Genomic DNA, 25,790 nt, shown 5'->3' on the forward strand with positions numbered 1-25,790 from the left:
GACGGCCTCAGTGCCGATCCCGTACAGAAGCAAGTGCCCGGCAGGTGGACAGCGCAAAAAGGGATTGACTAACTAAGGCCCGTTACAGAAGCCCGGATGGAGCGCAGCGCAATCCGGGACAATTTCATCCGCGGATGGACCTACCCCGGATTGCGCTTCGCTCCATCCGGGCTACGAAACTACGAGCTCCTCAACGCCCCCCACTCATCGAGCGCAGCACCGCCTCGCTCGGCCAGCAATCCACCTTCAGGCCCGCCGACTTCTGATACGCGCCCAATGCCGCACGGGTCTGCATGCCGGCCTTGCCGTCGAGCTTGTCCTTATAAAGACCGATGCGCGTCAAATGACGCTGCATGGCCTCGACATCGGCGGAGCGCAACTGTGTCGAGGCCGACCACGGCGTTGCGAACGGCAGCGGGCTCGTCATGCGGTCGGCGAGATGGCCGACGAACAGCACATACAGGTCGGAGAAATTGTATTCCTTGATGACGAAATAGTTCTTCGTGGTTAGGAACGCCGGGCCGTACATGCCTTCGGGTTGTAGCAGCGAAGCCGGCTGCGCCTGCTCGGTTGCGTTTAACTTCTGCCCGCGCACCGGCACAAAGCCGGCGCGCAGCCACTCGGCGATCGGCTTCGTCACCTCGGGCACGCCCATGGTGCAGTCGACATTGGCGGGCGCCTTGACCTCATAGGCCCAGCGCACGCCCGCCTGCCAGCCCTTGTTGACGAGTTGCTGCGCGGCGGAAGCCAGCGCATCCGGCACGGAATTCCAGATGTCGACGCGGCCATCGCCGTCGAGATCGACACCGTGCTTGTAATATTCGGAGGGCAGAAATTGCGTGTAGCCCGTGGCGCCGGCCCAGGATGAACGAAAATCCTTGCGCGCCACGGCGCCCTCGCCGAGAAGTTTGAGCGCCTGAATGAACTCGGCGCGATACTGATCCTTGCGCCGACCGACATAGGCCTGCGTCGCGACCACGCGGAGCGTATCGTAAGGCAACCGGTAGCGGCCGAAATCGGTCTCGCGGCCCCAGATCGCGAGCACGACGCTAGCCGGTACACCGAAGCGCTTTTCGATTTCGGTCAGCGCGGCGCGATGCTTCTGCATCAACTTTTGCCCTTCGGCCGCCAGCCGCGCGATGGAAGCTTCCTTCAGATAATCCGCCGGCACCTGCACGAACTCGGCCTGCGCCGGCGCGCCGGTGGGGGGCCGCCCGGGCAGCAGCAGGTCGGGCAATTTGTAGTCAGGCTCCAGTTCTTGCGTTTCAGCGTCGAACGTCGCGCGCGATACGCCGGCTGCCTGCGCCTCCGGCCACAGCGAGGCGATGAACTGGGTGAAGGCGGCGTCGGCGGCACGGGCCGGGCGCACCGCGCCCGGCGTCATCGCTGCGAGTATCAGAACCGCGGCTATCAATCTCTGTCGCAAGCCGGAATCCTGTCGATCGACACGTCGGTCATCAATGCGAGACAGCGTGTTTGGCATGTTCGGTGGAAACATTCGACAATCTGTCGACATAGGCAATGCCGATCGCCGACAGAATGAAAACCGTGTGGATGATGGTCTGCCACATCACGCCGGTTTCGGTATAGCCGCTCTTGCCCGAGGCCAATGCTCCAGCCTCGATGAAGGTGCGCAACAAATGGATCGACGAGATGCCGATGATAGCCATCGCGAGCTTGATCTTGAGCACGCTGGCATTGACGTGGCTGAGCCATTCCGGCTGATCGGGATGCCCTTCCAGATTAAGACGGGAGACGAACGTCTCGTAGCCGCCGACGATGACCATCACCAGCAGGTTGGAAATCATCACCACATCGATCAGGCCGAGGACCGCCAGCATGATCTGCTGCTCGCTGAAATCGAAGGCGTGGGCGAACAGGTGCCACAACTCCTTCAGAAACAGCACGACATAGACGCCCTGCGCGACGATCAGGCCAAGATAGAGCGGCAGTTGCAGCCAGCGGGAGCTGAAGATCAGCAGCGGGACCGGACGCAGTGCTTTCCTCTGAGCTTTGGGCGGCAAGGGGGTCTCGGGAGTAAGGGACATTCGGGAGGGCTCGCTGCAGGGATTCGAATTGCGGAAGGCGTCCTATATCTACGCACTGTCACTGCCGTGTGAAGCGACAACTGGCCGCAGCAACTGCTGCGGCACAATCACGCAAACGCCGCTATTCGCTCACCTCGTCAGCTTCTTGTACTTCACGCGATGCGGAATGATGCTGTCCTGGCCGAGCCGGCGCATCTTGTCCTTTTCATAGTCCTGGAAGTTGCCTTCGAACCATTCGACATGGCTGTCGCCTTCGAAGGACAGGATATGGGTCGCGATGCGATCGAGGAACCAGCGATCGTGGCTGATGATGACGGCGCAGCCGGCGAAATCCTCCAGCGCCTCTTCCAGCGCACGCAGCGTGTCGACGTCGAGGTCGTTGGTCGGTTCGTCGAGCAACAACACGTTGGCGCCTGATTTGAGCATCTTGGCCAGATGTACGCGGTTGCGCTCGCCGCCCGACAGCGCACCGACCTTCTTCTGCTGGTCGGCGCCCTTGAAATTGAACGACGAGCAATAGCCGCGCGAATTGACCTCGCGCTTGCCGAGCAGGATCAGTTCGTTACCGCCGGAAATCTCTTCCCACACGGTCTTCTTGCCGTCGAGATCGTCGCGCGACTGGTCTACGTAGCCGAGATGAACGCTCTCGCCGACGGTGATGGTGCCCTTGTCCGGCTTTTCCTGCCCGGTGATCATGCGGAACAGCGTGGTCTTGCCGGCGCCGTTGGGGCCGATCACGCCGACAATGCCGCCCGGCGGCAGCTTGAAGGTGAGATCCTCGATCAGCACGCGGTCGCCGAACGCCTTGGTGAGGCCTTCGAAATCGACCACGTTCTGGCCGAGGCGCTCGGCCACGGGAATGGTGATCTGCGCGGTCTGCGTCTGCTTTTCGCTCGCCTGCTTGAGCAATTCCTCATAGCGCTGATAGCGCGCCTTCGACTTGGCCTGACGCGCCTTCGGTGAGGATGCGATCCATTCCTGCTCGCGGGCCAGCGTCTTCTGGTGTGCGGCCTCCTCGCGGCCCTCTTGCTCAAGGCGCTTCTGCTTCTGCACCAGCCAGGACGAATAATTGCCCTCGTAGGGAATGCCGCGGCCGCGGTCGAGCTCGAGGATCCAGCCCGTGACGTTGTCGAGGAAGTAGCGGTCGTGGGTCACGATCAGGATCGCGCCGGGATAATTGCGCAGGTGGCCTTCCAGCCACGACACCGACTCGGCATCGAGGTGGTTGGTTGGCTCGTCCAGCAGCAGCAGGTCCGGCTGGTCCAGCAGCAATTTGCACAGCGCGACGCGGCGGCGCTCGCCGCCAGAGAGTGTTGTCACGTCCGAATCGTCGGGCGGGCAGCGCAGCGCGTCCATCGCCTGGTCAACCTTGCTGTCGAGATCCCAGAGGCCGGCGGCCTCGATCTGGTCCTGCAATTTGGTCATCTCATCGGCGGTCTCGTCCGAATAGTTCATCGCCAGCTCGTTGTAGCGATCGAGGATCGCCTTCTGCTTGGCGACGCCCTGCATGACGTTTTCGCGGACGGTAAGCGCAGGGTCCAGGTGCGGCTCCTGCTCGAGGTAGCCGACACGGGCGCCCTCGGCGACCCAGGCCTCGCCGGTGTATTCCTTGTCGAGGCCGGCCATAATCTTGAGCAGGGTCGACTTACCGGAACCGTTGACGCCGAGCACGCCGATCTTGGCGTCCGGGTAGAAGCTCAGATGGATGTTATCGAGCACCTTTCGGGTCGGGTAGCTCTTAGTCAGACCCTGCATGAAATAGATGAATTGGCGAGCCATCGCGATCCTTGGAATCGTTGGATTTTACGGAAATTTGCTGCCGCTGATGTAGCGGCGCGGCCCCCAAAGGGCAACCGCGGCAGGGCGTTTTCCATCCGTTCACCACGGATGAATACGAGATGGTCACCATGTCGGCCGAGATCCCGACAATTGAAACTATCTTTTAATAAATCAGGCGAAAACTCGTTTTCAGCGCCGAAAAAGGCGTCTTGAAAACAAGGGCCCGCGTCATGGCTACGATCGGTTCGGCATCCCTTTCCGCCCCGGCTCATGCACACGCCGGATTGGCAAAACCGTTGGCAGAACTCTGCGCCTTCTGGCGCCAGTTTGTGGCCAAGGCGTTCAACCCCTACCGCCCGGAACTGCACTATATGCGCGGCCCGGGACCGGCCTGGCGCGCCAAGCATCTCGGCCATTCGAACTGAGCTCTTCCGGTTATTTGAGGCAGCCCCGCATTTAAGTCCGGTTGCGCGCTTTCCGATTGCGCGCAACCATGGCGACCTCCCCGACGGCTACCTTAGCCGTCATCCTCGCCATCAACGGACTTCCTCATGACGCGGCTGCGCTGTGCAATCCTCGACGATTACCTCAATGTGGCACTCAAGGTCGCCGACTGGTCCAAAGTCACTGACCGCGTCGACATCACGGTGTTCAACCAGCCGTTTGCAAACGCGGAAGCCGCGGCCAGCGCGCTCAGGGATTTCGAGATCATCTGTGCGATGCGCGAGCGCACCCCATTCCCGCGCACCATGTTTGCAGCCCTGCCCAACCTGAAACTCCTGATCACCTCGGGCCTGCGCAATGCCGCCATCGATATAGAGGCCGCCAAGGACCACAAGGTGGTGCTGTGCGGCACGCAATGGGGCCGCGACCCTACGGCGCCGCTGACCATGGGCCTGATCCTGGAGCTGACCCGCAATATCGGCCGCGAGAACGCCCGCATGCATGCCGGCGAGCCGTTGCAGGCACATGTCGGCATGGAGATCGAGGGCCGCACGCTCGGGGTGATCGGCCTCGGCAAGCTCGGCACGAAAGTATCGAAACTGGCGCAGGCCTTCGGCATGAACGCGATCGCCTGGAGCCAGAACCTGACGCCGGAAAGGTGCAACGAGGTCGGCGTCACCTATGTCAGCAAGGAAGAGCTGTTCTCGACCGCCGACATCGTCACCATCCATGTGGTGCTGAGCCAGCGCACGCGCGGGCTGGTCGGGCGTGATGATCTCGCGCGGATGAAACCAACCGCCTACCTCGTCAACACCGCGCGCGGGCCGATCGTCGACGAAGGTGCGCTGTTGGAAGCGCTGACGCAGAAGAAGATCGCGGGTGCCGGTGTCGACGTGTTCTCGGTCGAGCCGTTGCCGGTCGACCATCCCTTCCGCAAGCTCGACAACATGGTGCTGACGCCGCATCTCGGCTACGTCACCGAAGACAGTTTTCGAAACCACTATCAACAGATGGTCGAGGGCATCGACGCCTGGTTCAAGGGCGAGCCGAAGCAGCGGCTGGCCTAGAGCATGATGAAATTGGATTTGATTGCGACCACGAAGAAAGGTGCGCTCCCTCTCCCGCGTGCGGGGGAGGGCTGGGGTGGGGGTGTCTCCGCGGGCGACACTGCCCGAGTGGAGAGAGCCCCCACCCGGCGCTTCGCGCCGACCTCCCCCGCAAGCGGGAGAGGTGAAGTGCGTCTGCGGCCAAATCGATCTAACCAAAAACGCTAGGGCCAGACTCAGGCGGCGTGCTGCGCGGTTGCAGCGCTGGCAACTTGGGCAAATCCCTGACGCCACGACGGATGCGCCGGCTGCCAGCCCAGCTCCCGCCTGGCCTTGGCGTTGGAGCTTGCCTGCACCTCGGTCATCATGGAAACCAGGTGCTCGCCGGCGAACAGCCGGCCAAGCCAGGCCGGCACGCGAATTGGCGGCCTGGCACCGAGCAACGCGGCAAGAGCAGGCAGCCATTCGCTGACCGGCGCCGGTTCGTCGTCAACGATGTTGTAGATGTTGCCGGGCTTGCCGCGTTCGACGGCAGCAACGGTCGCGGCAGCCGCATCCTCGACGTGGATGAACGACCACCGTCCGCCACCGCCGCCGATCAGCGGCACGCGGCGGCGACGCAACTGATCAATCATCGCGCGCGACAGCAGCCCGGTATCCGGGCCGTAGAATGATCCATAGCGCAGGACAATCCCTTCAGGGTTTGCCGAGCCGATGACGGCGCTCTCCAGATGCTGGATCGCTTGCAGCGTGCGGCGCAGCTCCTCCGGCGGATCGGAATCGAGCGGATCGGCCTCCGTCTTGATCGCTTCGCCGCGGCCGTAGGTCCAGCCGCAGAAGCTCTGTGCGATGAAGCGCTTCACGCTGGCCTCGCGTGCGGCCGCCAACAGGAAATCGGTGCCCTGCGTGCGCAATCGATTGGTGGTGGCGAAGGCGCGATCGAAATGCCTGAGATCGGTCACCGCGGCGAGATCGGTCATCTGATCGATGACGATATCGGGCTTCGCCGCGATCACTGCGGCGCGCATGGCCGGCGCGTCGAGCCCATCGGCGATCGCAGGTTCCGCGCCCATCCGCTTGATGATTTCGGCCTTCGCGGCCGTTCGCGTCGTACCAACAACGGAATGACCGGCCTCAACGAGCTGCGGAACGAGCTTAAGGCCGATGGCGCCAGTGGCACCCGCAACAAGAATTCGCATGGCGTGATCCTCGCGTTCGTTGCGACCGCCCGGCAGGTAGTCGGCGCGAATGTGAAATCAAGCGTGCGAATGTGGCAGCGGCGGAAACCCGCGAACCGGTATCCACCCACGGATCAAGTCCGAGGGCATGCTTCGCTGGAAAATGCTCTAACCCCACAAAAAGGCGCGCTGTCGGCGCGCCTTAGATGCTTGTCCGAAAACGGGCGGTTAGCGAATCGTGACCGGCGCGGGCAGCGGCGGCACCACGGTCGGCTGTGCACCGGAAACAGGCGCCAGTTGGGCCTGCGCCGGTCCGGGGGCTGCGGCGGCGGCCGGGCGTGCGGCGGCGGGCTGCGGTGTGGCCGACGCGTTTGCGATGTTGGCGGGCGGCGGGCTGCCCGGCAACACGACCACGCGGGTGCCGACCTTGGCGCGCTCGAACAGGTCCGAGACGTCCTCGTTCAGCATGCCGATGCAGCCTGACGAAACGAATTTGCCGATCGTCGAGGGCTGGTTGGTGCCGTGAATGCGATAGATGGTCGAGCCGAGGTACATGGCACGCGCGCCGAGCGGATTGCCGGGGCCGCCGGCCATGAAGCGCGGCAGATAGGGCTGGCGCTCGATCATCTCGGTCGGCGGATGCCAGTCCGGCCACTCGGCCTTGCGGCTGATCTTCTGCACGCCGTTCCAGGTGAAGCCGTCGCGGCCGACGCGGACGCCATAGCGGATCGCGCGACCGCCACCGAGGACGTAATAGAGGTGGGTGTTAGCCGTATCGACGACGATGGTGCCCGCGGGCTCCTTGGTCGCAAAGGCCACTTCCTGGCGGCGCAGGTGCGGCGGAAGCTGCGCGGGGCCCACTTCCGGCTGCTCTTCCGGCGGCAGCGCAGCGAGCTGCACTGGCCTGCCGTCGGCGCCGACGGCAGGTTGCTGCGGCTGCGGCAGCGCGCCGGTAGCACCGGGCGCGGGCGCCGGTGCAGCACCGATCGCTCCCGGCGGGCGCAGGCCAGAACGGTCGTCGTTCGGATAGACGATACCGGCGCCGGGAATGCGACTATCGCCGCGATCTGAATAGACCTGTTGCTGCGATGCGGGCGGACGGTCCGCATAGATCACCGGCGGCGGACCGGCCGGGCGGCCGTAACGCGGATCATCGGGAGAAAGGATCGGGCCGGTGGGCGTCGCGGCGGTGGCCGGGCGGCCATAGCGCGGGTCGTCGGGAGAAAGGATCGGGCCCGTCGGCATCGGGGCGCCGCGGTCCGAATAGACCGGAGCAGCGGCCGGGCGGCCATAGCGGGGATCAGAGGGCGACAGCACCGGGCCGGGCGGCGGCAACGCGGCCGAACTCGGCGCGTTCGGCGCCTCGTCGTCGTCTTCCAGTGCGTCGAAATCAGGTTCGCCGGGGCGGCGTTCGTCAACCGCGTAGCCACCGGGCACGTACGGTCCCGGAGCTGTCGAATAGACTTGGCCGGGGGCGTGCGGGTAGCTCTGCGCATGGGCGAGCGAAGTTCCCGCCATGCCAGCGGCAATGGCGGCACAAATCGTCAAAATGCGGTTGTTCATCATCGCCTTTGTATAGACCCCAAGCCCCACCGGACGGTTAACGGCAGATGACGGAAGATCGCGGCGCATTCAAGACAAATCCGCGAAATTCAGCCCCAGCCAGTCATTTGTGATCGCAGCCAAGCTGCGGCAAAGATGCCTCAGGACGACGGAAATCGCCGTCGGCGGGTGGCGCGCGACGTCGAACCGCAGATTTTGTAACAAAAAGCCGCTGGGCATTGAGATACTCTCAAATCGGCCTGATTCGCGCGCGCCCCCCACCGCCGCATCCGGCCGCACAGTGGTCACCGCGTTCCCTTTGCAAGCAATAACCCTTCAGAGATCAAGGAGGGTGGAACCCGAGTCCATGCTTCCCGGCTTTCGTTTCTTGTTCACCGCGATCGTGCTGTCGACGTCGATCCTGGTTTTTGGCCTTGGCGCTGCCGCCCTGTTGCGGGCAGCGCATGAGGAATTTGCCAATCTTCCCCTGCGACGGGCGGCGCCCGAGCCGATGTTCGCCCGCCGGACGGACGAGACGCCGCCAACGCTAGCGCTGCTGCGCGTCGATCCGCCGGTCGAGGAGAAGCCGGCGGAGAATGTCGCGACAGCCGCCGCTCCGGAAGCGGCCCCGGATATCCCGGCACCGGTCGGACAGGCTCCGGACGCCAGTCCGGCAGAGGCCGAGCTGGCAGCCGTGAGGCCGGCCGAGCCGGTACAGGTCGAAGCGGCAAGGCCGGAAGCCCCTGCCCAGGAGGCCATTCCGGAGACGCCGGTCGCTCGGGCCGCGGCCAAAACCGAAATGCCGCCCGCTACCAATACCGAGGTGAAGCTCGCCGCCATCCCGGAAACGGCGGAGCCTGCAGCTGCCACCCCGCCTCCACCGGAGCCGGCGACGGATGTCCTATTATTCGAAGGCAATGCCGCGGCGACCCGGATCGCAACGCTCGGCGGTCCCGCCGTCATCGTCGACGGACAGACATCGGCGAAGACGACGGAAGCGAAGCCGGACCGCAGCGCCGTCAAGAGGCGGGCCGCAGAGCGGGCCCGGGAACGGCAGCGGATTGCTGCAGCAAGGCGGGCGCGCCTCGCGCGAGAGGCGACGCTGACCTTGCAGCAGCAACAACCCAATCCGTTCTTACCGTTCCCGGTGACGCGCGCGACGAGGTAGCCTCTAGCCTTGAGATCAGGCCGGGCCGGTTGCGACCGGCGGGCCGTCGGCGGCGCCCCACTCCGTCCACGAGCCGTCATAGAGCGCCGGGTTCTCGACGCCGAGACGATAAAGCGCCAGCGTCAGCACGGCGGCGCTGACGCCAGATCCGCAGCTCGTGACGATCGGTGCGTCAAGCTTCACGCCGGCGCCGGTGAACGCTGCCCGCAATTCATCCAGCGGCTTCATCGTGCCGGTCGCGGGGTCGAAGAGATTGTTGTAGGGCAGGCTGAGGCTACCCGGGATGTGCCCGGAGCGAAGGCCCGGCCGCGGCTCGGCGACCCTGCCCTGATAGCGTTCATTGGCCCGCGCATCGATCACCTGCTCGGCGCGGGTCGCGAGGTTGCCGATCAATTGCTGCATGCTGCGCGTGCGCCGCGCATCGAACGTCGCCTTGAACGTCGAAGGCTTCGGCGTCACCTGCCCGCTCTCGACCTTGCGGCCTTCCGCGACCCACTTCTTCAGGCCGCCATCGAGCACGCGCACGTGTTTGCCGAACGACAGAAACATCCACCACACCCGCGGTGCGGCGACCCAGCCGCCGGAATCATAGACCACGACCGTGTCGTCATTGCCGATCCCGAGCGCGCCGACGTCGCGGCCGAATTGCTCGGCGGAGGGAAACATGTGCGGCAGCGGACTGGAATGGTCGGACACCGCGTCGACATCGAAGAACACCGCGCCCGGAATATGCGCGGCGAGATAGTCGTCCTTCGGCAACGGCAGCACGCCCGGCAACTTGAACGAAGCGTCGACGATTTTGACGTCGGGATCGTTCAGGTGCGCGGCGAGCCAGTCGGTGGAGACGAGCGGGTCGGTGGTGGTCATGGATTCTTCTCTCGCAGGTTCTCTCGATCGTCATGGCCGGGCTTGTCCCGGCCATCCACGTCTTCCTTCGCGGTTGGCAAAGACGTGGATGCCCGGCACAAGGCCGGGCATGGCGAGGGGCTAAAGCTCGCGCCCATTACTTCTTCTTCGGCTCCCATTTCTCAACCGGGCCGCCGGCGTCGCGCCAGGCGGCGAAGCCGCCGCCCATATGCGCGACCGGCTTCAGGCCCATGTCCTGCGCGGTCTTGGCCGCGAGCGCCGAGCGCATGCCGCCGGCGCAATGGAAGATGAACTTCTTGTCTTCCTGGAAGATCGGCTTGGCATAGGGGCTTTGCGGATCGATCCAGAACTCCAACATGCCGCGGGTGCAGGAGAACGCGCCGGGGATCTTGCCCTCGCGTTCGATCTCGCGGGGGTCGCGGATATCGACGATCACGACGTTCGGATCCTTCGCGGCCTTGATGGCGTCAGCGGCGCTGACAGTCTCGATCTCGCCATTGGCTTCGTCGATCAGGGATTGGATGCCGCGGTGAATGGTCTGGGGCATTTTGTTACCTCTTTGTTTGAGCCGCCTCCCCTCGTGTGTCCCGGACGCGATGCAGCGTTCTTCACGATGCACCGCAGAGCCGGAACCCACATCGCGGCCAATCGATGGGCCCCGGCTCAGCAGCGCATCACCATAGCGCGTCGAAGACGCGCGTAAACGCGCTTCAGGTGCCGCGCTGCGTCCGGGGCACGCAAATCTCGTTACCGCACCAATTCCTTCATCGCGCTTTCGAGACCTTCGATCGTGATCGGGTACATGCGATCAGACAACAGCCGGCGGATGATGGTGGTGGATTCCGAATAGTCCCAGTGTTTCTGCGCCACCGGATTGAGCCACACCGTGTGCGGGTAGGTGCGCGTGATGCGCTCCAGCCAGACCGCACCGGCCTCCTCGTTGACGTGTTCGACCGAACCGCCCGGCACCATGATCTCGTACGGCGACATCGAGGCATCGCCGACAAACACCACCTTGTAGTCGTGCGGATATTTATGCAGCACGTCCCAGGTCGGCGTCCGGTCGGTAAAGCGGCGCTTGTTCTGCTTCCACACGCCCTCGTACAGGCAGTTGTGGAAATAAAAATATTCCATGTGCTTGAACTCGGACTTCGCGGCCGAGAACAGCTCCTCGACCTGCTCGATGTGCGAATCCATCGAGCCGCCGATGTCAAAGAACACCAAAACCTTCACCGCGTTGCGACGCTCGGGCCGCATATGCACGTCGAGATAGCCGTGGTTGGCGGTCTCCCGGATCGTGGTGTCGAGATCGAGTTCGTCGGGCGCGCCGGTGCGAGCGAACTTCCGCAAACGTCGCAGCGCGATCTTGATGTTGCGGATGCCGAGTTCGACATTGCCGTCGAGGTCTTTGAACTCGCGCTTGTCCCATACCTTCACGGCGCGGTTGTTGCGGTTCTTCTCCTGCCCGATCCGCACACCTTCCGGATTGTAGCCGTAGGCGCCGAACGGCGAAGTACCGGCGGTGCCGATCCACTTGTTGCCGCCCTGGTGGCGGCCCTGCTGTTCCTTCAGGCGCTGGCGAAGCGTCTCCATGAGCTTGTCCCAGCCCATCGCCTCGATCTGCTTCTTCTCTTCCTCGGTGAGGTATTTCTCCGCGAGCTTCTTCAGCCATTCGGCGGGAATGTCCGCCTTCTCCATGGCGTCCAAAAGGCTTTCCAGCCCCTTGAACACCGTGCCGAAGACGCGGTCGAACTTGTCGAGATTGCGCTCGTCCTTCACCAAAGCGGCGCGGGAGAGATAGTAGAAATTCTCCACCGTCTGATCGGCGAGGTCGGCGTCGAGCGCCTCCATCAGCGTCAGGTATTCGCGCAGCGTCACCGGGACCTGCGCGTCGCGCAACGATGTGAAGAATTGCAGGAACATGGGATACAGATTGCCCGCCGGGCGGCACACGTCAAGGCCCAGAGCATGTCAAAGGTCGGCGCATAGCTGTCAGGCCTAGACCGGGAGGCTTTTTCAATTACAATTGAACCATAAAAGGCTTATTCCGGCAGGGGAAATTCAATGGGAATCGTAGCGGCGCTGGTCATTGGCGGTATTGCGGGCTGGCTTGCCGGGTTGATCGTGCGCGGCGCAGGCTTCGGGCTGATCGGCAATATCGTGATCGGCATCATCGGCGCGCTGCTGGCGAGCTGGCTGTTGCCGCAACTCGGCGTCAGCCTCGGCGCAGGCTGGGTCCGCGATGTCGTCAACGCCACCATTGGCGCCGTGATCATTCTGGTGATCCTGTCGCTGATCAAACGCTGAGGATAAGCACATCAACTCCAATCGCGACCGCCTTACCGGCGGTCGTTTATTGTTCAGGCCATCGCGGCCGACGAACGAACAACAAGGTAAACGGATAGATGAAATTTACCGGCACCAAGGACTATGTCGCCACCGACGACCTCAAGGTCGCCGTCAACGCCTCGATCGTGCTCGAGCGCCCGCTGCTGATCAAGGGCGAGCCCGGCACCGGCAAGACCGTGCTGGCGGAAGAAGTCGCCAAGGCGCTCGGCGCGCCGCTTCTGACCTGGCACATCAAGTCGACCACCAAAGCGCAGCAGGGTCTTTACGAATACGACGCGGTGTCGCGGCTGCGCGACAGCCAACTCGGCGACAGCAGAGTTTCCGACATCTCCAACTACATCAAGCGCGGCAAATTGTGGGAAGCTTTTACCCACGAAAAGCGCCCGGTGCTGTTGATCGACGAGATCGATAAGGCCGACATCGAATTTCCGAACGACCTCCTGCTCGAACTCGATCGCATGGAGTTCTTCGTCTACGAGACCGGCGAGAACATCAAGGCGAGCCTGCGCCCGATCGTGATGATCACCTCGAACAACGAGAAGGAGCTGCCGGACGCGTTCCTGCGCCGCTGCTTCTTCCACTACATCAAGTTTCCCGACGCCGACACCATGGCCCGGATCGTTGACGTGCATTTCCCCGGCATCAAGAAGCGCCTGGTGGAGGAAGCGTTGCGCATCTTCTTCGAGGTGCGCGAGGTGCCGGGCCTGAAAAAGAAGCCCTCGACCTCGGAGTTGCTCGACTGGCTCAAGCTTCTCTTGAACGAGGACATCACCCCGGAAATGCTCAGGGAGCGCGACCCGCGCAAGCTGATCCCGCCGCTGCACGGCGCGCTGCTTAAGAACGAGCAGGACGTGCACCTGTTCGAGCGGCTGGCGTTCCTCAGCCGACGCGAAGTGTAATTTGCTGACAACTACCGCGCCAGAACCCAAGGTTCTGGCGTTTTGCTTTGCAATAAACACAACAAACGAAAAGACAGGGAAGATGAACGTTCAAACCCAGATCGACGCAATGTCGCCCCGCACCACCGAACATTTCGACGTTCTGATTGCCGGCGCCGGCATCTCCGGCGTTGGTGCGGCCTATCACCTCACCACGCAGTGCCCGGGAACGACGTTCGTGGCGCTGGAAGCGCAGAAGACATTCGGCGGCACCTGGACCACCCACCGCTATCCCGGCATCCGCTCCGACAGCGACCTGCATACCTTCGGCTATCGCTTCAAGCCGTGGACCACTGCGCCGATCGCGAGCGCCAAGGAAATCCTCAAATACATGGGCGAAGTGATCGAGGAGAACGATCTCGCCCGTCACATTCGCTACCGGCACACCATCACCTCGGCCACATGGTCGAGCGCGGAAAACCTCTGGACCATCGAGGCCACGCGCACCGACACCGGCGAGAGGCTCCGCTTCACCACCAATTTCTTCTGGATGTGCCAGGGCTATTACCGCCACACCGAGGGGTATACGCCGGAGTGGAAGGATATGGCCAAGTTCAAAGGCCCGATCGTCCATCCGCAGAAATGGCCTGAAGACCTCGACTACAAGAACAAGCGCGTCGTCGTGATCGGCTCCGGTGCTACCGCAGCGACGCTGATCCCGGCGCTGGCTCCCGATTGCGCGCATGTCACTATGCTGCAGCGCTCGCCCACGTATTTTCGCACCGGCCGCAACGCGATCGAGATCGCCGAGGAGCTGCGGAAACTGCAGGTCGACGAAAAGTGGATCCACGAAATCACCCGGCGCAAGATCCTGTTCGACCAGGACGCCTTTACCCGCAAGACGTTCAATGAGCCGGAAGCGGCCAAGAAGGATTTGTTGTCGGCGGTCGAAGCCTATCTCGGCAAGGATTACGACATCGCGACCCACTTCACGCCAAACTACCGGCCGTGGCGGCAGCGCATCGCCTTCATTCCTGATGGAGACCTGTTCCAGGGCATCAAGTCGGGCAAAGCTTCCGTCGTTACCGACGAGATCGACCGCTTCACAGAGAAGGGAATCCTGCTGAAATCCGGCAAGGAGCTGGAAGCCGACATCATCGTGACCGCGACGGGCTTCAACCTCTGCGCCACCGGCGATATCGAATTTGCCATCGACGGCAAGCCGCTCGACTTCGCCGATACCGTGACTTATCGCGGCATGATGTTCACCGGCGTACCGAACCTGGTCTGGGTGTTCGGCTATTTCCGCGCCAGCTGGACGCTGCGCGTCGATCTCGTTGCCGACTTCGTCTGCCGGCTGCTCAAACACATGAAGGAGACCGGCGCGAAAAAGGTGACGCCGCAGCTTCGTCCCGAAGACCACAACATGCCGCTGTTGCCGTGGATCGATCCGGAAAATTTCAATCCCGGCTACATGATGCGCGGCATGCACCTGCTGCCCAAACGCGGCGACAAGCCGGAATGGCAGCACAACCAGGACTACTGGGCGGAAAAGGACGAATTTCCGGCGATTGATCTGAAGGACAAGGCGTTCGTTTACGGCTGAGGCGGCCGGCTGATGTTCTGAGTGACGGGTGACATTCCGTCACTCGACAGGTATCAGCGGGGACGAGCCTCCATCACGTTGAAGCGGCCGGCTGGATAAACCGCGGCCAAATCGAATCCGCTTTGGTGGAGCAATTCGCGGTACTGTCGCTCGGTGCGCTCGAGCCCTCCCGGCCCGCGAAGCATGTTCAGATCGCTCAATGCCTGCTCCCGGTCCTCGTCCGACATGGATGGCCTCTCCGGCATCAGTCGTTCCACCAGAAGCAGCTTGCCTCCGTCCGAGAGCGCCTTGCGACAGTTTTGCAGGATCGTGACACTGCGCGCATCATCCCAGTCGTGAATGATGCTCTTGAGGATGATCGCATCAGCGATCGCCGGCACAGTCTTGAAGAAATCGCCGGCCACAAATTCCACGCGGTCATCGACACCGATTTGTTTGAGATGTTTGCTCGCGGCCTCCGCACATCTCGGCAGGTCGAAAACAGTTCCGCGCAGTTTCCGGTTCTGCTGCGCGATGGCGCCGAGCAATTCACCGGATCCGCCGCCGACGTCCATCAAACGGAGTATCCCGCTGAAGTCGTAGGACTGAAGGACATTCGGCGTGACGAGACGGGTAAGCTCGGTCATCGCCGCATTGAATGTGTCGACGTTATCAGGTGTTCGGCCCATCAGTTCGAAACTATCGGCAACGCCCTGCAATTCCGCCGCGGTCTTGCCGGTCATGATGGTTTCGAGCATTCCGCTCCAGGACTTTGAAAGCATTTCAGCTTCAAGAATGGCCCAGCTCTTGAAGGAGTGCTCGGCAGAGCCATCGAGACAGGTACCTACTTCCGTCAACGCATAGACATCGTCGCCGGTCCGCGAGCATATGCCGATGGTGGAAAGCGCGGTGAGCAGACGTCCAAGCGCCCGTTCATCCGCGCCAGTTGCCTTTGCGAGTTCGCCAAGCGACTTTGGTCCCTGCCGCAACAATTCGGCGAGCCCAAGTCTGGCCGCGACATAGATCACGGCCGTCACACGGTGCGACTGTATCAAGTCGAAAAGTTTGAGGGCCGATACTTGCGATGACATTGTGTTACCGATCGCTCGTTATTGCGGGTTGCGGATGTCGATCAGCTTGGTGATTTCGCTAACCCAGGCGCGTTGTTTTTCTATCGCGCCCATCAGTTGCTCAGGCGTGCCACTTAGCACATTGTGGCCGCTTGCTTCCAGTTTCCGGCGAACGTCGGCATCATCCCGACAGATTGCGGCAACGTCCGCCGCAATACGGCTTCGCAGCTTTGCAGACATGTCCTTGCCACCAAAAATTCCGGCCAGCCCATCAATTTCAAGTTCGGGGTGACCTAGCTCGCGAACAGTCTTGATTTCAGGCAGCGCGGCGGCGCGACTGGGATTTACGACCGCGAGGAAGCGCGCTTTTCCGGCTTGCACCGGTGAGGAGGATGCCGTCAAAGACGTCAACAGAGCTTGTATCCTGCCTTCGCCAAGATCAGCCTGGGGCTGCGAAGCGTCGCGGTAGCTGACGAAATTCATCTTCAGATCGTTTTGTTTTAGAAATGCCGCAAATACATATCGGGGTAACGTCGGCCCGGACGTCCATGCATATTTCTCCGGGTTGGATCGCAGTACCGCGATCAGCTCCGGAATGCTCTGGACTGGAAGTTGGTTGCTCACGGCAAGGGTCAGAACGATCGAAGTGGTGGCTGCGATCGGCACCAGGTCCTGATTGACGTCGTACGGGAGCTTGTCGACGAGCAATGGAGCCACAGTGATCGACCCTGCAACGGTATACAGCAGCGTATGATCGTCACGGCTCGCGACAAACGATCCAACGCCAATGGTGCCTTCAGCGCCGGGTTTCGCCTCGACCACGACAGGCTTGCCCCATTTTTTGCCGAGAGCGTCGGCGAATATTCGAGCCGCCGCATCGTTGGCGCTTCCGGCCGGAAAAGTTACAATCAATTTGACCTGGCGTTCAGGCCAATCCGCCCTCGCAGGAAGCGACCAGGCGAGGGCCACGACGCAAACCGAGATGGCTGAGATGCAGCGCCGTGTTCGCGTATTGAAACGGCTGGCTGTTTCTGAACTTGACGGTATCGATCGACTAAGCGCCTTCCAAACCGCTTTCACGGCGACCTCCTATTTTGGTTTCAGGATTCGATTTGCGCTTCGGCTTCCGTCGCCCGTTGCCGGGACGAGCGTAGGAATCATTTGCTTCGATCACGCGGACGAGCATATCCAGAAGCGCGGCACGCTCGGCTTTCGATAAGGGCGCCAGCAGGCGCTCCTGGGCCGACAGCAACGTGGGACGCAAGCGGCGGCGCAAGTCAGTGCCTCGCGCGGTGACATAGAGCTTTCGAGCCCGCCGATCTTCGGGATCGATCTTTCGCTCGACGAGACCCTTCCCTTCGAGAACGTCGATCATTTGGCCGAAGTTCACCGCGTCAACTCCCATGCGATTTGCAGCCTGCTTCTGGCCGCTTCCCGGGGCCTCCTGGACCGCCGCCATTACACCCCAGAGCAGTGGGGTCAGATCTTCGGGCGCGAGAATCTCAGCCGTGACACCGAGGCAGATTTGATGAAAGCGCCGGGCCAGATGAGCCGGCACCCGGTGCGAAGGCAGGACTAACGATCTGTGTGGTCGACGCTCTGACATGTCCATGCGCTAAGTATTCTTATAATAAGAATTCTTACTTTATTTCGGGAGTGAAGACAATCCCGTTAATTGTCATGGCGACTTAGCAGGATGCATACTATGCAGGTATCATGATGCTCTAAATCACCAGAACTTGCCCGGAATCTTCTATTTTTGTATACATTGTGCGCACAGAACATCAGGAGTGCCCATGCCCGCGTCCTTCCCGCTCAATGCCTGGTATGCCGCCGCCTGGGACGTCGATATCAAGCACGCGCTGGTTCCGCGCACGATCTGCGGCAAGCATGTCGTGATGTACCGACAGTCCAACGGACGGGTCTGCGCGCTGGAGGACGCCTGCTGGCACCGCCTGCTGCCGCTTTCGAAGGGACGGCTCGACGGCGATACCGTCGTCTGCGGCTATCACGGCCTGAAGTTCAATGCGCAGGGCCGCTGCACCTACATGCCCTCGCAGGACACCATCAACCCGTCGGCCTGCGTGCGCTCCTATCCGGTTGTCGAACGGCACCGCTTCATCTGGCTGTGGATGGGCGATCCGGCGCTGGCTGACCCTGCGCTGGTGCCTGACATGCATTGGAACGACGATCCCGCCTGGGCGGGCGACGGCAAGACCATTCACGTCAAATGCGACTACCGCCTCGTGGTCGATAATCTGATGGACCTGACCCACGAAACCTTCGTGCATGGCTCCAGCATCGGCAATGATCACGTCGCCGAAGCCCCGTTCGACGTCACGCACGGCGACAAAACCGTGACGGTGACGCGCTGGATGAAGGGCATCGACGCGCCGCCGTTCTGGGCCGCGCAACTGCAGAAGCCGGGCCCGGTCGACCGCTGGCAAATCATCCATTTCCAGGCGCCTGCTACCATCAATATCGACGTCGGCGTTGCGCCTGCCGGCACCGGCGCGCCGGAAGGCGACCGCTCGCAGGGCGTCAACGGCTTTGTGCTCAACACCACGACGCCGGAGACCGAGACCACCTGTCACTATTTCTGGGCCTTCGTCCGCAATTACCGGACCACCGAGCAGAAACTGACCACCGAAATCCGCGAAGGCGTCTCCAATATTTTTCGCGAAGACGAACTGATCCTCGAAGCGCAGCAGCGCGCGATGGACGAAAATCCGGACCGCACCTTCTACAACCTCAACATCGATGCCGGCGCGATGTGGGCGCGGCGCGTGATCGACCGGATGGTGGCGCGCGAGAGCGCACCGCAGACCATGCAAGCTGCGGAGTGAGAGCATGAGCGAACGCGACGCCGAACGCTCCGTGTCGCAGACCGTGCGGGCGCAGCTTGCGCTGCGCGACATGATCCTGTCCGGGCGGCTGCGCCCCGGCGAGCGCATCTCCGAGCTGCAGGCAGTCGACATCACAGGCGTGTCGCGGACGCCGGTGCGGCTGGCGCTGGTGCGGCTGGAGGATGAAGGCCTGCTGCAAGCGATCCCCTCCGGGGGCTTTATGGTGAAAGCGTTCACCGAACGCGACATTCTCGATTCCATCGAACTGCGCGGTACGCTGGAAGGCCTTGCCGCCCGCTTTGCCGCCGAGCGCGGCGTCAGCGCGCGAAGCCTGGAGCCGCTCAAGGAGTGCCTTGCCGATCTCGACCAACTGGTTCGGCAGGACCCGATTTCGGTCGAAGCCTTTTCCGCCTATGTGACCATGAACGCGCGGTTTCACGCGCTGCTCAACGAACTATCCGCCAGCGCCCCATTGATCCGGGAGATCGACCGCGTCTCGGCGCTACCCTTTGCTTCGCCCAGCGCGTTCGTGATGGCGCAATCGGCGCTCCCGGAAGCGCACCAGATCCTGCTGATCGGGCAGGATCATCACCGCGTCGTGGTCGATGCGATCGAGAACCGCGAGGGCGCTCGGGCCGAAGCCGTGATGCGCGAGCATTCCCGTCTCGCCGCGCGCAACCTGCGGCTCGCGATCCGAAATCGCACGCATCTCGATTTGCTGCCCGCGCTCGCCCTTTTGAAATCGCCAGTCGAATAGAGATAGCCCATGCGTTTTGCCGAGCAATGGAGCTGGTGCACCGTCGAATCGATCCGCGACGTGACACCAACGATCCGAGAATTCCGGCTTCGTCCTGAAAGCGGCCATGTACCGCCCTACCCGGCCGGCAGCCATATCGGCGTCTCCCTGCTGATCGACGGCCAGCCGGCGCGGCGCTCCTATTCACTGGTGGAGAACGGCGATACCGGCACTTATCGCATCGCGGTGCGGCTGGCGCCGGACAGCCGCGGCGGCTCGCGCGGCATGTGGAGTTTGCGGACGGGCGCGCGGCTCGAAACCTGCAACCCGACATCGCTGCTCGACATCGACTGGAGCCGGCGACACTATTGCCTGATCGCCGGCGGCATCGGCATCACGCCGATAACTGGCATTGCAGCCGCCTTACGTCGCCGGAACATCGACGCTGTCCTGCACTATGCCGTGAAATCGCGCGGCGATGCCGCCTTCCTCGACGGACTCTCGGCACTGCTCGGCGACCGGCTGAACGTGTACGCCTCGGACCAAGGCGACCGGCTCGACCTGGACGCCACTTTTCGCGCGCTGCCGGACGACGCCATCGCCGTCATCTGCGGACCGATGCGGATGCTGGAGGCGGCACGGCGCGCCTGGAACGAGGAAGGTAGAGCGCCCGCCGATTTGCGCTACGAGACCTTCGGCTCCAGCGGCTTGATGCCGACGGCAGAATTCCGCGTGCGGCTGAAAGATACCGACACCGAACTGGTCGTGCCGCAGAATAGCTCGATGCTCGACGCGCTGAACGGCGCCGGTTTCGAGGTGATATCAGATTGCCAGCGCGGCGAATGCGGCGTCTGCGCCGTCGATGTCGTCGCCGTCGAGGGCGAAATCGATCATCGCGATGTGTTCTTCAGCGACCAGCAGAAGCACGACAACCACAAGATCTGCCCCTGCGTCTCGCGTGCGATCGGTGTCGTGACGATCGACACGCTGTACCGGGCTGAGGCTGTCTAGCGCCTGGATCGGGCGCCGGTCTCGCTAGGGCGTACTCACAAACCCGCGCCGCAGTCAGGTGCGGATGAGGTCCGCTATGCCCCTGGGTCAAGGACGAACGCGAGCTATTGTTTTGACGACAGGTGTATTATCTGGCGCCCGCTATTCATCGCCTTGAGATTGTTGACGTAGTCCTCAGGGCGCTGCCAGCGGTGAGGAACTTTCAATCCCATGAAATCCGCGATGCTACCGATAAACGCAGTGCAATTGGTTGTTTCGGCGTTCCAGACCGGTGAACTCGCCTGTAATTTCTTGATGTATGCGAAAACCCTTTTTGCGTCCGGCTCGTTCAAGTAAACTCGGTAACTGGCGGTCAAGTACTGCGGATCAAGATCGCCATAGCTTGCCGTGGTCTCGGACGGCACCCACATCAAATGACCAAGTACATAAGCTACGTTGTCTCCCGCAGGGGTAAGGCCCGCGACCTCAACTGCTCGCTCGCTTGTCTTCCCGAACCAGACGAAAGCGTGTCCCCAACTCGCCGCCGTCCTGGCTCTGAAATCAACGTAGTACGGGCCCTTTGCTGCTCCCGATCCCGGCTTTCGAGTCGACTGTGGCGCCGGTTTGGATTCAATGGGCGCCTCACTGGAAACAAGCGCGTTCGCGGCGGCGGTGCGCTTGTGGACCTCCCGTTTCTGGGAAATGAAACGTTCCGAGCGGGCGCGAGTGTCAATCTCGTGTGCAGAAGCTGATTGAATTTTGCACTGGAGCAAGACAGCGAGTGTGAATCCCGCAAGCAAGCATAGTCCTAACCTCTTCGGCCTATTTGACACGCTTCGCCCTTCAACTATCGACGATAAAGGTCAGATTCAGCGAGACCTTAAGTCAATACCGCGTATAGGGCCGCGTCGCGACAGGCGTCTTGCCGATTGGGGTCTTCCCGATTGGGGTCTTGCCAATCGGCATCTTGCCGATTTGGGCCTGCTGATAAACGGGCTGTCGGCGCGGAATGTCGGCAGCGCCAGCGGCAGTCACCACGGCAAGCGTTGCACCCGCAATAATCACAATTTTCATCACGGTACTTTTCCTCTAGGTTAGAAGGAACAAGGCAGCAAACTGCTGCGCGTTCCCCTCAGATATGCCGTGAGCATGCGTGTCGGAATACGTCCACAGTGCGGCAGATCAGACACGTTCGAGGGATAGGTCTACAGTGCGGCAGATATGAGACATGCCGGAACCTCGACCCCTATTGGGTCGATGGTGCGATAGCCGAACGCCATTGTCGCGCCAATCCATCCGATGGCGATGCCAAGGCGATATTGACGACGGGCCTACGTTGTTCGGCTTTGGGCAAACTCGGAAGCCCGGAGGTGATCGGCAATAGAGTAACGGAGGCTGCCATGCGGGCAGCCTCTCTCCATGCCTTGAAGCTATCCGCCACCCCGCCGCCTGCCCCCGTCATGGGGACTCATCCCAACGTGGAGATGAAACGACAAGACTCACGCCCATCCCGAACTCACGTGTGGGCTTCCGATCGGTCCTCAACAACCGTTGTGCGGCCTCGGCGTTTGTGGCGCAGCGCTCGAGCCAGTGAGCCACGAGAAAATCAACCCGCGCGGCAAATCGCCGTTGAGCCGTTGCCAGCAAGCTCTGATCGGATGGTCTCTTGACGTCGTTGCGGGCGTTCATCTTGCCCTCCTGCCGGTTCGGCGGAGGGAGCGGCCCTGCGCCGAGAGTTACACTCTTGCTTTGCGGATCAGCCCCACTTCGAGCTGAAAATTCGGACCCCGTGTCATCACGGACATGCACGACCAATCGGCCAGCCGAATAAGCGGCCGGACGCGGGCGGCAGTCTCTGCGATGTGTGTGCGTGCGTTGCGCATCACGGTCCTCAAGAGTGCGGGCAATTTCACCCGCGACGAATGTCATGATCTAAGCGCAGAGAAAATTCAGCGCGTCAAATGTTTATGTTCACGAGGTGCTGAATTTGTTGCGGGCTAGCAATTTTCGAACGCTAGCGGAGCCGGCTGGGTTCGAAAATTTCAGGCTATTGTCAGTTGAGCGGAAGTGGCGGTTTACTTCGCCATGTCCGGTCTACCCCGGGAAGCACACACCAATCGGACGGGTCGGCATGTCCACTGGGGGTCATTGGCTGAACTCACAGCACTTCCGTTCTGCCCGCGAGAACAGACGTTGCCCATCGTGATCGTCATGCCGGAGATGGGCCATTAGCGGTCCTCAACCAAAAACGCCCTTACAGGTCCGCTATGGGCCGACAGGTGACATTCGAAATGAAAGAGGCCGCCCACTGAGGGGGCCTCTTTCGACTAGCGAATCGTACCCTTCGCTCTTTGATTCGTCGCTTCGACGGCTACTTCTGTGTTGGCGCGGGCGGCGTTGCAGGCGGCGAGGGCGTTGTCGTAGTCGTATCGAATCCGCCGTAAATATAAATGAGCACTCCAGCAACAATAACCACCACGGCAGCGATCAGTATGTTTCTATTGAGAGGCGTCATGACAAGTGGCTCCGCCGTAAGTTAACCGTCGCCCCCAAGCTTAGGTTACTCCATTCTGGCAATCACCCATACTAGGCCACCCGAAATTTCAAACTAGGCCAATAGGGATCAAAACAAGCCAGCACCCGCCGCGCATGGGAGAGATTGGCAACTCCAGAACCTTTTCTGAACTTAGCAGATGCGAGCGAAAGTCCGTTGAGGGTCATTAGCGACATTCGAATCGACTTCCGCTCTTCTCCGACTAGTAGATGTTTTCGGGGCCGGTCGGCATGTCTCGAAGGGGCGAAAAGGCGACATCACCGAAACAGCCCGTCCCCCACGCCAGATTAGGCCGATCTGTCATACTTCACGGGCCACGAACGGGTTTGCGCGGCCTAATCAGGCCTGGCGCTGCGGCCGATAGTACGGTCGACGTCGGCAACCGCGCCGTAGAGGCGCTGCCGTGAGAGCCAATGAAGGTCGTCCATGCGTTGCACGACTCCTACCACAATCGGGACGTGGTGGCGTCGCGCAAGCTGCTCAAGGGAGAAAACGGACCACCAGGCGCGAAAAGCGACTCGTGTCCAAGTGCGCGCGTCCCAGCCGAGCAGGAGGACATCCGGCGCATACCTGCGCACCGCACGATTCAGGTTCCACGGGTACGTGACAATGATGCCCAGGCGCACCGGTCGCGCACCCTCCCACGGAAAGGATCTTGCGACGGCGGCAAAGGCAAATACGACCGAGCGACGGGCCACGTCGCTAGCAACCAGCCTCTCGATGACTCCAGAGACAAGTCCCGTCTCCTTCACCTCCACGAACAGTTCAAGGTCAGTCGGCGAAAGAAGCGACAGTGCCGCATCGAGGGTAAGCGCATTCTCGACATGACGCGGCGGGTCGTGTGACACCACCAATGTGTCGGAATCCGCTGCACGGCAGACGTCGAATTCGACACCGGATATTCTGCGGTCACGGGCGGCACGTACGAACGCGGCGAGCGAGTTTTCGCCCCAACCCGCGGACCATCCACGATGCGCAATAAGCTTCATGACGAGGTCCGTAAAGCCAAGCTGTGCGCGCCGCGCAATCTCCCGTAGAGAGAAATGTCAATCCGCGGCCACGACGTTGACCCCTGATCAGCGCGGCGGCGCGGGCTTTTTTAGATAGCGGGCGTGCCGACTGGCGCTGGGACCGGCGGCTATTTCGCCGCGATGGTTGTGGGTTTACCCTCCTCGCCGACGAAGACCACCAGGACCTTGGCCGGAACATTGCCCTTATTGAAAAGCTGGTGTTGGTGATTGAGAGCCTCGATGTAGGCTTCGCCGGTTTTATATTGATGCGGTTGTCCGCCGTGACTCTGCAACTCCACCTCGCCCTCGAGGACATAGACGTAGGTCGGTACCGGGTGCTCATGCAGTGGCGTGCGGCCACCGGGCTCGATGGTCCCAATAACGGAGATCATTTCTGGCTTGTCTGTCTTCGGATAAACAATCGGCTGCTTGTCTCGGGTTTGACCTGTCTTCAGCAGCGGCTGGGTCTTGAAGCCGGCCGGCAGCGCACTGTCCTGGGCGCGCACTGTCGCGGCTCCGGTCACGAGCCAGATTGCCGCCAGCACGCTGGCAGTTGAAACGAAACGTGTGGGCGTCATGGCGATGTCCTCCTTGTTGCGAATGCGCCCCATGAGAGCGGACAGGATAATGCGCCAGGCTTCCAAGCCCGAAGTGGGTAGCTGCGGTCGTCTTCTCGGAACGGCTGCGTCAGCATCTGGTCGAGCCGCTGCTCGCGCGCGTCGCGGAACGGCTCATGCTAATCGTCATGTCCTTGTGACCCGCCCTGGGTCACATTCAATAATTCACTGTATCCTCCCCAAGCGCGCGTTCTACGCGCAATTTGCCGCGGCGAAAGCGATGGCCCATGAGCATCGCTTGGAGCCGCCGGAACTTATTGCGAAGGGCGATCGCGGTGTTGAAACCTTGGTCTGGCGCTAGCCCTAAATGCCTTGGCGCGAGCGTCGGCTCGTCACCAATCTCGTCTTGTCTCCCGGATCCATCCCTCCCCGATTAGCCGCTCGTTTGAACCTCAAGCCATCGCTGGTTAGAAAAAGCCGAAACGCATCCGTGCGCCTTCCAACTCTTACTTTTTACTGGACGTAGCGCGAACGAACTATGGCAGTCCGGCAGGTTGCGCCCAGGAGGGCGACAAGCCAGCCGAGCCTCCGTGTCGCCATCCCTGACATTTGCTGCCCTCGATGACCGAGTTGGGCCACGAGCGGTAATACTCTAACTGATCGTAAGATTTCCGCTTCTCCCGTCAGAAGCGGACATCTACGCCTTTATGAGTCCACGCCCCTAGAAGAATTCGCCGAGGAACGCCGCCGCTTCATCCGAGATACCGGCGATCTTGTTCGTTGCCTGACGATAGAACTTGAAATTGAGTTCGGTCCCGGGCTGACCGTCATTCCAGTCGGTGAAATGCTTGAGTTCACTCCGCCCCAGCGGCTGCTTCGCGAGCGCGGTGCGTCTGATGGCGACGCTCACACGTGGTGTTTGCCTGGTGATGCCGCGCTTCCTGGCGATCGCTTCGGCTGAAATAACAACGCCGCGCGCGATAAGGCCCTGCCCGCCCTCGTTCTCGCTCGCGAACACGAAAACCGTGTCGCCTTCGGCGATATGCTTGCCGCCATACATGGTCTTTTGCGCGGTGAACACAAACGTCTTCGGCCGCGGGTCGGAAACCTCGGCTTTGATCGCGAACGCCATGCTCCTCGTGC

General features: G+C 61.8%; 25 protein-coding genes. 9 read left to right on the forward strand and 16 right to left on the reverse strand.

Annotation, left to right across the window (positions count from 1 at the left end):
* Positions 1-190: 190 nt before the first annotated feature.
* The 3 genes from IVA95_RS26955 to ettA all read right to left on the reverse strand — a co-directional run bounded on the left by IVA95_RS26955 (position 191) and on the right by ettA (position 3,827).
* Positions 191-1,384: a lytic murein transglycosylase gene (locus IVA95_RS26955; protein WP_247513655.1), complete on the reverse strand. Its 1,194-nt coding sequence runs from the start codon at positions 1,382-1,384 to the stop codon at positions 191-193.
* Between the two features lie 73 nt (positions 1,385-1,457).
* Positions 1,458-2,048: a TIGR00645 family protein gene (locus IVA95_RS26960; protein WP_247513262.1), complete on the reverse strand. Its 591-nt coding sequence runs from the start codon at positions 2,046-2,048 to the stop codon at positions 1,458-1,460.
* 129 nt (positions 2,049-2,177) lie between these two features.
* Positions 2,178-3,827 carry an energy-dependent translational throttle protein EttA gene (gene ettA, locus IVA95_RS26965; protein WP_247513263.1) on the reverse strand — a complete coding sequence of 550 codons (1,650 nt, stop codon included), beginning with the start codon at positions 3,825-3,827 and terminating at the stop codon, positions 2,178-2,180.
* Between the two features lie 230 nt (positions 3,828-4,057).
* Here ettA and IVA95_RS26970 point away from each other — a divergent pair, with 230 nt between their 5' ends.
* Both IVA95_RS26970 and IVA95_RS26975 read left to right on the forward strand, forming a co-directional pair.
* Positions 4,058-4,252, forward strand: coding sequence for a hypothetical protein (locus tag IVA95_RS26970; protein ID WP_247513264.1), 195 nt, complete (start codon positions 4,058-4,060; stop codon positions 4,250-4,252).
* Positions 4,253-4,378: 126 nt separating this feature from the next.
* Positions 4,379-5,338: a D-2-hydroxyacid dehydrogenase family protein gene (locus tag IVA95_RS26975; RefSeq protein WP_247513265.1), complete on the forward strand. Its 960-nt coding sequence runs from the start codon at positions 4,379-4,381 to the stop codon at positions 5,336-5,338.
* Positions 5,339-5,553: 215 nt separating this feature from the next.
* On the opposite strand, the gene IVA95_RS26980 is transcribed toward IVA95_RS26975, so the two are convergent.
* Both IVA95_RS26980 and IVA95_RS26985 read right to left on the reverse strand, forming a co-directional pair.
* Positions 5,554-6,516 (reverse strand): NAD-dependent epimerase/dehydratase family protein, encoded by a 963-nt coding sequence (locus tag IVA95_RS26980; RefSeq protein WP_247513266.1) that lies wholly within the window; start codon positions 6,514-6,516, stop codon positions 5,554-5,556.
* Positions 6,517-6,723: 207 nt separating this feature from the next.
* Positions 6,724-8,061: a L,D-transpeptidase gene (locus IVA95_RS26985; RefSeq protein ID WP_247513656.1), complete on the reverse strand. Its 1,338-nt coding sequence runs from the start codon at positions 8,059-8,061 to the stop codon at positions 6,724-6,726.
* Positions 8,062-8,404: 343 nt separating this feature from the next.
* Between IVA95_RS26985 and IVA95_RS26990 the strand changes: the two genes are divergently transcribed.
* The gene (locus tag IVA95_RS26990) at positions 8,405-9,205 is read left to right on the forward strand and encodes a hypothetical protein (RefSeq protein ID WP_247513267.1); all 801 of its coding nucleotides are present in this window, start codon (positions 8,405-8,407) and stop codon (positions 9,203-9,205) included.
* 15 nt (positions 9,206-9,220) lie between these two features.
* Here the strand turns inward: IVA95_RS26990 and sseA are convergent, their stop codons facing one another.
* The 3 genes from sseA to IVA95_RS27005 form a co-directional block, all read right to left on the reverse strand.
* The gene (sseA, locus tag IVA95_RS26995) at positions 9,221-10,072 is read right to left on the reverse strand and encodes a 3-mercaptopyruvate sulfurtransferase (protein WP_247513268.1); all 852 of its coding nucleotides are present in this window, start codon (positions 10,070-10,072) and stop codon (positions 9,221-9,223) included.
* A gap of 136 nt (positions 10,073-10,208) precedes the next feature.
* A complete protein-coding gene (locus IVA95_RS27000; protein ID WP_247513269.1) occupies positions 10,209-10,619 on the reverse strand; it encodes a rhodanese-like domain-containing protein in 411 nt (136 codons plus the stop codon).
* Between the two features lie 200 nt (positions 10,620-10,819).
* On the reverse strand, positions 10,820-11,995 hold the full coding sequence (locus IVA95_RS27005) for a VWA domain-containing protein (RefSeq protein WP_247513270.1): 1,176 nt from the start codon (positions 11,993-11,995) through the stop codon (positions 10,820-10,822).
* A gap of 141 nt (positions 11,996-12,136) precedes the next feature.
* Between IVA95_RS27005 and IVA95_RS27010 the strand changes: the two genes are divergently transcribed.
* The 3 genes from IVA95_RS27010 (at position 12,137) to IVA95_RS27020 (ending at position 14,905) form a co-directional block, all read left to right on the forward strand.
* Complete coding sequence (locus IVA95_RS27010; protein ID WP_247513271.1) at positions 12,137-12,379, forward strand: GlsB/YeaQ/YmgE family stress response membrane protein; 243 nt, start codon at positions 12,137-12,139, stop codon at positions 12,377-12,379.
* Between the two features lie 98 nt (positions 12,380-12,477).
* Positions 12,478-13,320 carry a MoxR family ATPase gene (locus IVA95_RS27015; RefSeq protein WP_213253813.1) on the forward strand — a complete coding sequence of 281 codons (843 nt, stop codon included), beginning with the start codon at positions 12,478-12,480 and terminating at the stop codon, positions 13,318-13,320.
* Between the two features lie 82 nt (positions 13,321-13,402).
* Positions 13,403-14,905, forward strand: coding sequence for an NAD(P)/FAD-dependent oxidoreductase (locus tag IVA95_RS27020; RefSeq protein ID WP_247513272.1), 1,503 nt, complete (start codon positions 13,403-13,405; stop codon positions 14,903-14,905).
* Between the two features lie 53 nt (positions 14,906-14,958).
* Here IVA95_RS27020 and IVA95_RS27025 read toward each other — a convergent pair whose 3' ends face one another.
* The 3 genes from IVA95_RS27025 to IVA95_RS27035 form a co-directional block, all read right to left on the reverse strand.
* Complete coding sequence (locus tag IVA95_RS27025; RefSeq protein WP_247513273.1) at positions 14,959-15,642, reverse strand: methyltransferase; 684 nt, start codon at positions 15,640-15,642, stop codon at positions 14,959-14,961.
* Positions 15,643-15,993: 351 nt separating this feature from the next.
* Positions 15,994-17,034: a tripartite tricarboxylate transporter substrate binding protein gene (locus IVA95_RS27030; RefSeq protein WP_247513274.1), complete on the reverse strand. Its 1,041-nt coding sequence runs from the start codon at positions 17,032-17,034 to the stop codon at positions 15,994-15,996.
* Positions 17,009-17,566, reverse strand: a complete 558-nt coding sequence (locus IVA95_RS27035; protein ID WP_247513275.1) for a MarR family winged helix-turn-helix transcriptional regulator — start codon at positions 17,564-17,566, stop codon at positions 17,009-17,011. Before IVA95_RS27035 ends, IVA95_RS27030 begins: the two co-directional genes overlap by 26 nt.
* A gap of 184 nt (positions 17,567-17,750) precedes the next feature.
* On the opposite strand from IVA95_RS27035, the gene IVA95_RS27040 reads away from it, so the two are divergent.
* Genes IVA95_RS27040 through IVA95_RS27050 form a run of 3 tightly spaced genes read left to right on the forward strand, consistent with a single transcriptional unit; the run spans position 17,751 to position 20,547 of the window.
* Entirely contained in the window at positions 17,751-18,800 is a 1,050-nt protein-coding gene (locus IVA95_RS27040) for an aromatic ring-hydroxylating dioxygenase subunit alpha (RefSeq protein ID WP_247513276.1), read from the forward strand.
* A gap of 4 nt (positions 18,801-18,804) precedes the next feature.
* Positions 18,805-19,557 (forward strand): GntR family transcriptional regulator, encoded by a 753-nt coding sequence (locus IVA95_RS27045; RefSeq protein ID WP_247513277.1) that lies wholly within the window; start codon positions 18,805-18,807, stop codon positions 19,555-19,557.
* Between the two features lie 9 nt (positions 19,558-19,566).
* On the forward strand, positions 19,567-20,547 hold the full coding sequence (locus tag IVA95_RS27050) for a PDR/VanB family oxidoreductase (protein WP_247513278.1): 981 nt from the start codon (positions 19,567-19,569) through the stop codon (positions 20,545-20,547).
* Positions 20,548-20,651: 104 nt separating this feature from the next.
* On the opposite strand, the gene IVA95_RS27055 is transcribed toward IVA95_RS27050, so the two are convergent.
* The 5 genes from IVA95_RS27055 to IVA95_RS27075 all read right to left on the reverse strand — a co-directional run bounded on the left by IVA95_RS27055 (position 20,652) and on the right by IVA95_RS27075 (position 25,779).
* On the reverse strand, positions 20,652-21,359 hold the full coding sequence (locus IVA95_RS27055; RefSeq protein ID WP_247513279.1) for a hypothetical protein: 708 nt from the start codon (positions 21,357-21,359) through the stop codon (positions 20,652-20,654).
* A gap of 52 nt (positions 21,360-21,411) precedes the next feature.
* Positions 21,412-21,603, reverse strand: coding sequence for a hypothetical protein (locus IVA95_RS27060; RefSeq protein ID WP_247513280.1), 192 nt, complete (start codon positions 21,601-21,603; stop codon positions 21,412-21,414).
* A 1,812-nt stretch (positions 21,604-23,415) separates the two neighbouring features.
* Positions 23,416-24,069 carry a glycerophosphodiester phosphodiesterase gene (locus tag IVA95_RS27065; protein WP_247513281.1) on the reverse strand — a complete coding sequence of 218 codons (654 nt, stop codon included), beginning with the start codon at positions 24,067-24,069 and terminating at the stop codon, positions 23,416-23,418.
* Between the two features lie 149 nt (positions 24,070-24,218).
* Positions 24,219-24,668, reverse strand: coding sequence for a cupin domain-containing protein (locus IVA95_RS27070; protein WP_247513282.1), 450 nt, complete (start codon positions 24,666-24,668; stop codon positions 24,219-24,221).
* A 700-nt stretch (positions 24,669-25,368) separates the two neighbouring features.
* On the reverse strand, positions 25,369-25,779 hold the full coding sequence (locus IVA95_RS27075; protein WP_247513283.1) for a hypothetical protein: 411 nt from the start codon (positions 25,777-25,779) through the stop codon (positions 25,369-25,371).
* Between the last annotated feature and the right edge of the window lie 11 nt (positions 25,780-25,790).

Source organism: Bradyrhizobium sp. 157 (assembly GCF_023073815.1).
In the GTDB taxonomy this organism is placed as follows: Bacteria; Pseudomonadota; Alphaproteobacteria; order Rhizobiales; family Xanthobacteraceae; genus Bradyrhizobium.

Bases quoted from the DNA above. Each gene is read 5' to 3' on its own strand.
- IVA95_RS26955 (WP_247513655.1), bottom strand. From the start codon at position 1,384: ATGACGCCGGGCGCGGTGCGCCCGGCCCGTGCCGCCGACGCCGCCTTC.
- IVA95_RS26960 (WP_247513262.1), bottom strand. From the start codon at position 2,048: ATGTCCCTTACTCCCGAGACCCCCTTGCCGCCCAAAGCTCAGAGGAAA.
- ettA (WP_247513263.1), bottom strand. From the start codon at position 3,827: ATGGCTCGCCAATTCATCTATTTCATGCAGGGTCTGACTAAGAGCTAC.
- IVA95_RS26970 (WP_247513264.1), top strand. From the start codon at position 4,058: ATGGCTACGATCGGTTCGGCATCCCTTTCCGCCCCGGCTCATGCACAC.
- IVA95_RS26975 (WP_247513265.1), top strand. From the start codon at position 4,379: ATGACGCGGCTGCGCTGTGCAATCCTCGACGATTACCTCAATGTGGCA.
- IVA95_RS26980 (WP_247513266.1), bottom strand. From the start codon at position 6,516: ATGCGAATTCTTGTTGCGGGTGCCACTGGCGCCATCGGCCTTAAGCTC.
- IVA95_RS26985 (WP_247513656.1), bottom strand. From the start codon at position 8,061: ATGATGAACAACCGCATTTTGACGATTTGTGCCGCCATTGCCGCTGGC.
- IVA95_RS26990 (WP_247513267.1), top strand. From the start codon at position 8,405: ATGCTTCCCGGCTTTCGTTTCTTGTTCACCGCGATCGTGCTGTCGACG.
- sseA (WP_247513268.1), bottom strand. From the start codon at position 10,072: ATGACCACCACCGACCCGCTCGTCTCCACCGACTGGCTCGCCGCGCAC.
- IVA95_RS27000 (WP_247513269.1), bottom strand. From the start codon at position 10,619: ATGCCCCAGACCATTCACCGCGGCATCCAATCCCTGATCGACGAAGCC.
- IVA95_RS27005 (WP_247513270.1), bottom strand. From the start codon at position 11,995: ATGTTCCTGCAATTCTTCACATCGTTGCGCGACGCGCAGGTCCCGGTG.
- IVA95_RS27010 (WP_247513271.1), top strand. From the start codon at position 12,137: ATGGGAATCGTAGCGGCGCTGGTCATTGGCGGTATTGCGGGCTGGCTT.
- IVA95_RS27015 (WP_213253813.1), top strand. From the start codon at position 12,478: ATGAAATTTACCGGCACCAAGGACTATGTCGCCACCGACGACCTCAAG.
- IVA95_RS27020 (WP_247513272.1), top strand. From the start codon at position 13,403: ATGAACGTTCAAACCCAGATCGACGCAATGTCGCCCCGCACCACCGAA.
- IVA95_RS27025 (WP_247513273.1), bottom strand. From the start codon at position 15,642: ATGCTCGAAACCATCATGACCGGCAAGACCGCGGCGGAATTGCAGGGC.
- IVA95_RS27035 (WP_247513275.1), bottom strand. From the start codon at position 17,566: ATGGACATGTCAGAGCGTCGACCACACAGATCGTTAGTCCTGCCTTCG.
- IVA95_RS27040 (WP_247513276.1), top strand. From the start codon at position 17,751: ATGCCCGCGTCCTTCCCGCTCAATGCCTGGTATGCCGCCGCCTGGGAC.
- IVA95_RS27045 (WP_247513277.1), top strand. From the start codon at position 18,805: ATGAGCGAACGCGACGCCGAACGCTCCGTGTCGCAGACCGTGCGGGCG.
- IVA95_RS27050 (WP_247513278.1), top strand. From the start codon at position 19,567: ATGCGTTTTGCCGAGCAATGGAGCTGGTGCACCGTCGAATCGATCCGC.
- IVA95_RS27065 (WP_247513281.1), bottom strand. From the start codon at position 24,069: ATGAAGCTTATTGCGCATCGTGGATGGTCCGCGGGTTGGGGCGAAAAC.
- IVA95_RS27070 (WP_247513282.1), bottom strand. From the start codon at position 24,668: ATGACGCCCACACGTTTCGTTTCAACTGCCAGCGTGCTGGCGGCAATC.
- IVA95_RS27075 (WP_247513283.1), bottom strand. From the start codon at position 25,779: ATGGCGTTCGCGATCAAAGCCGAGGTTTCCGACCCGCGGCCGAAGACG.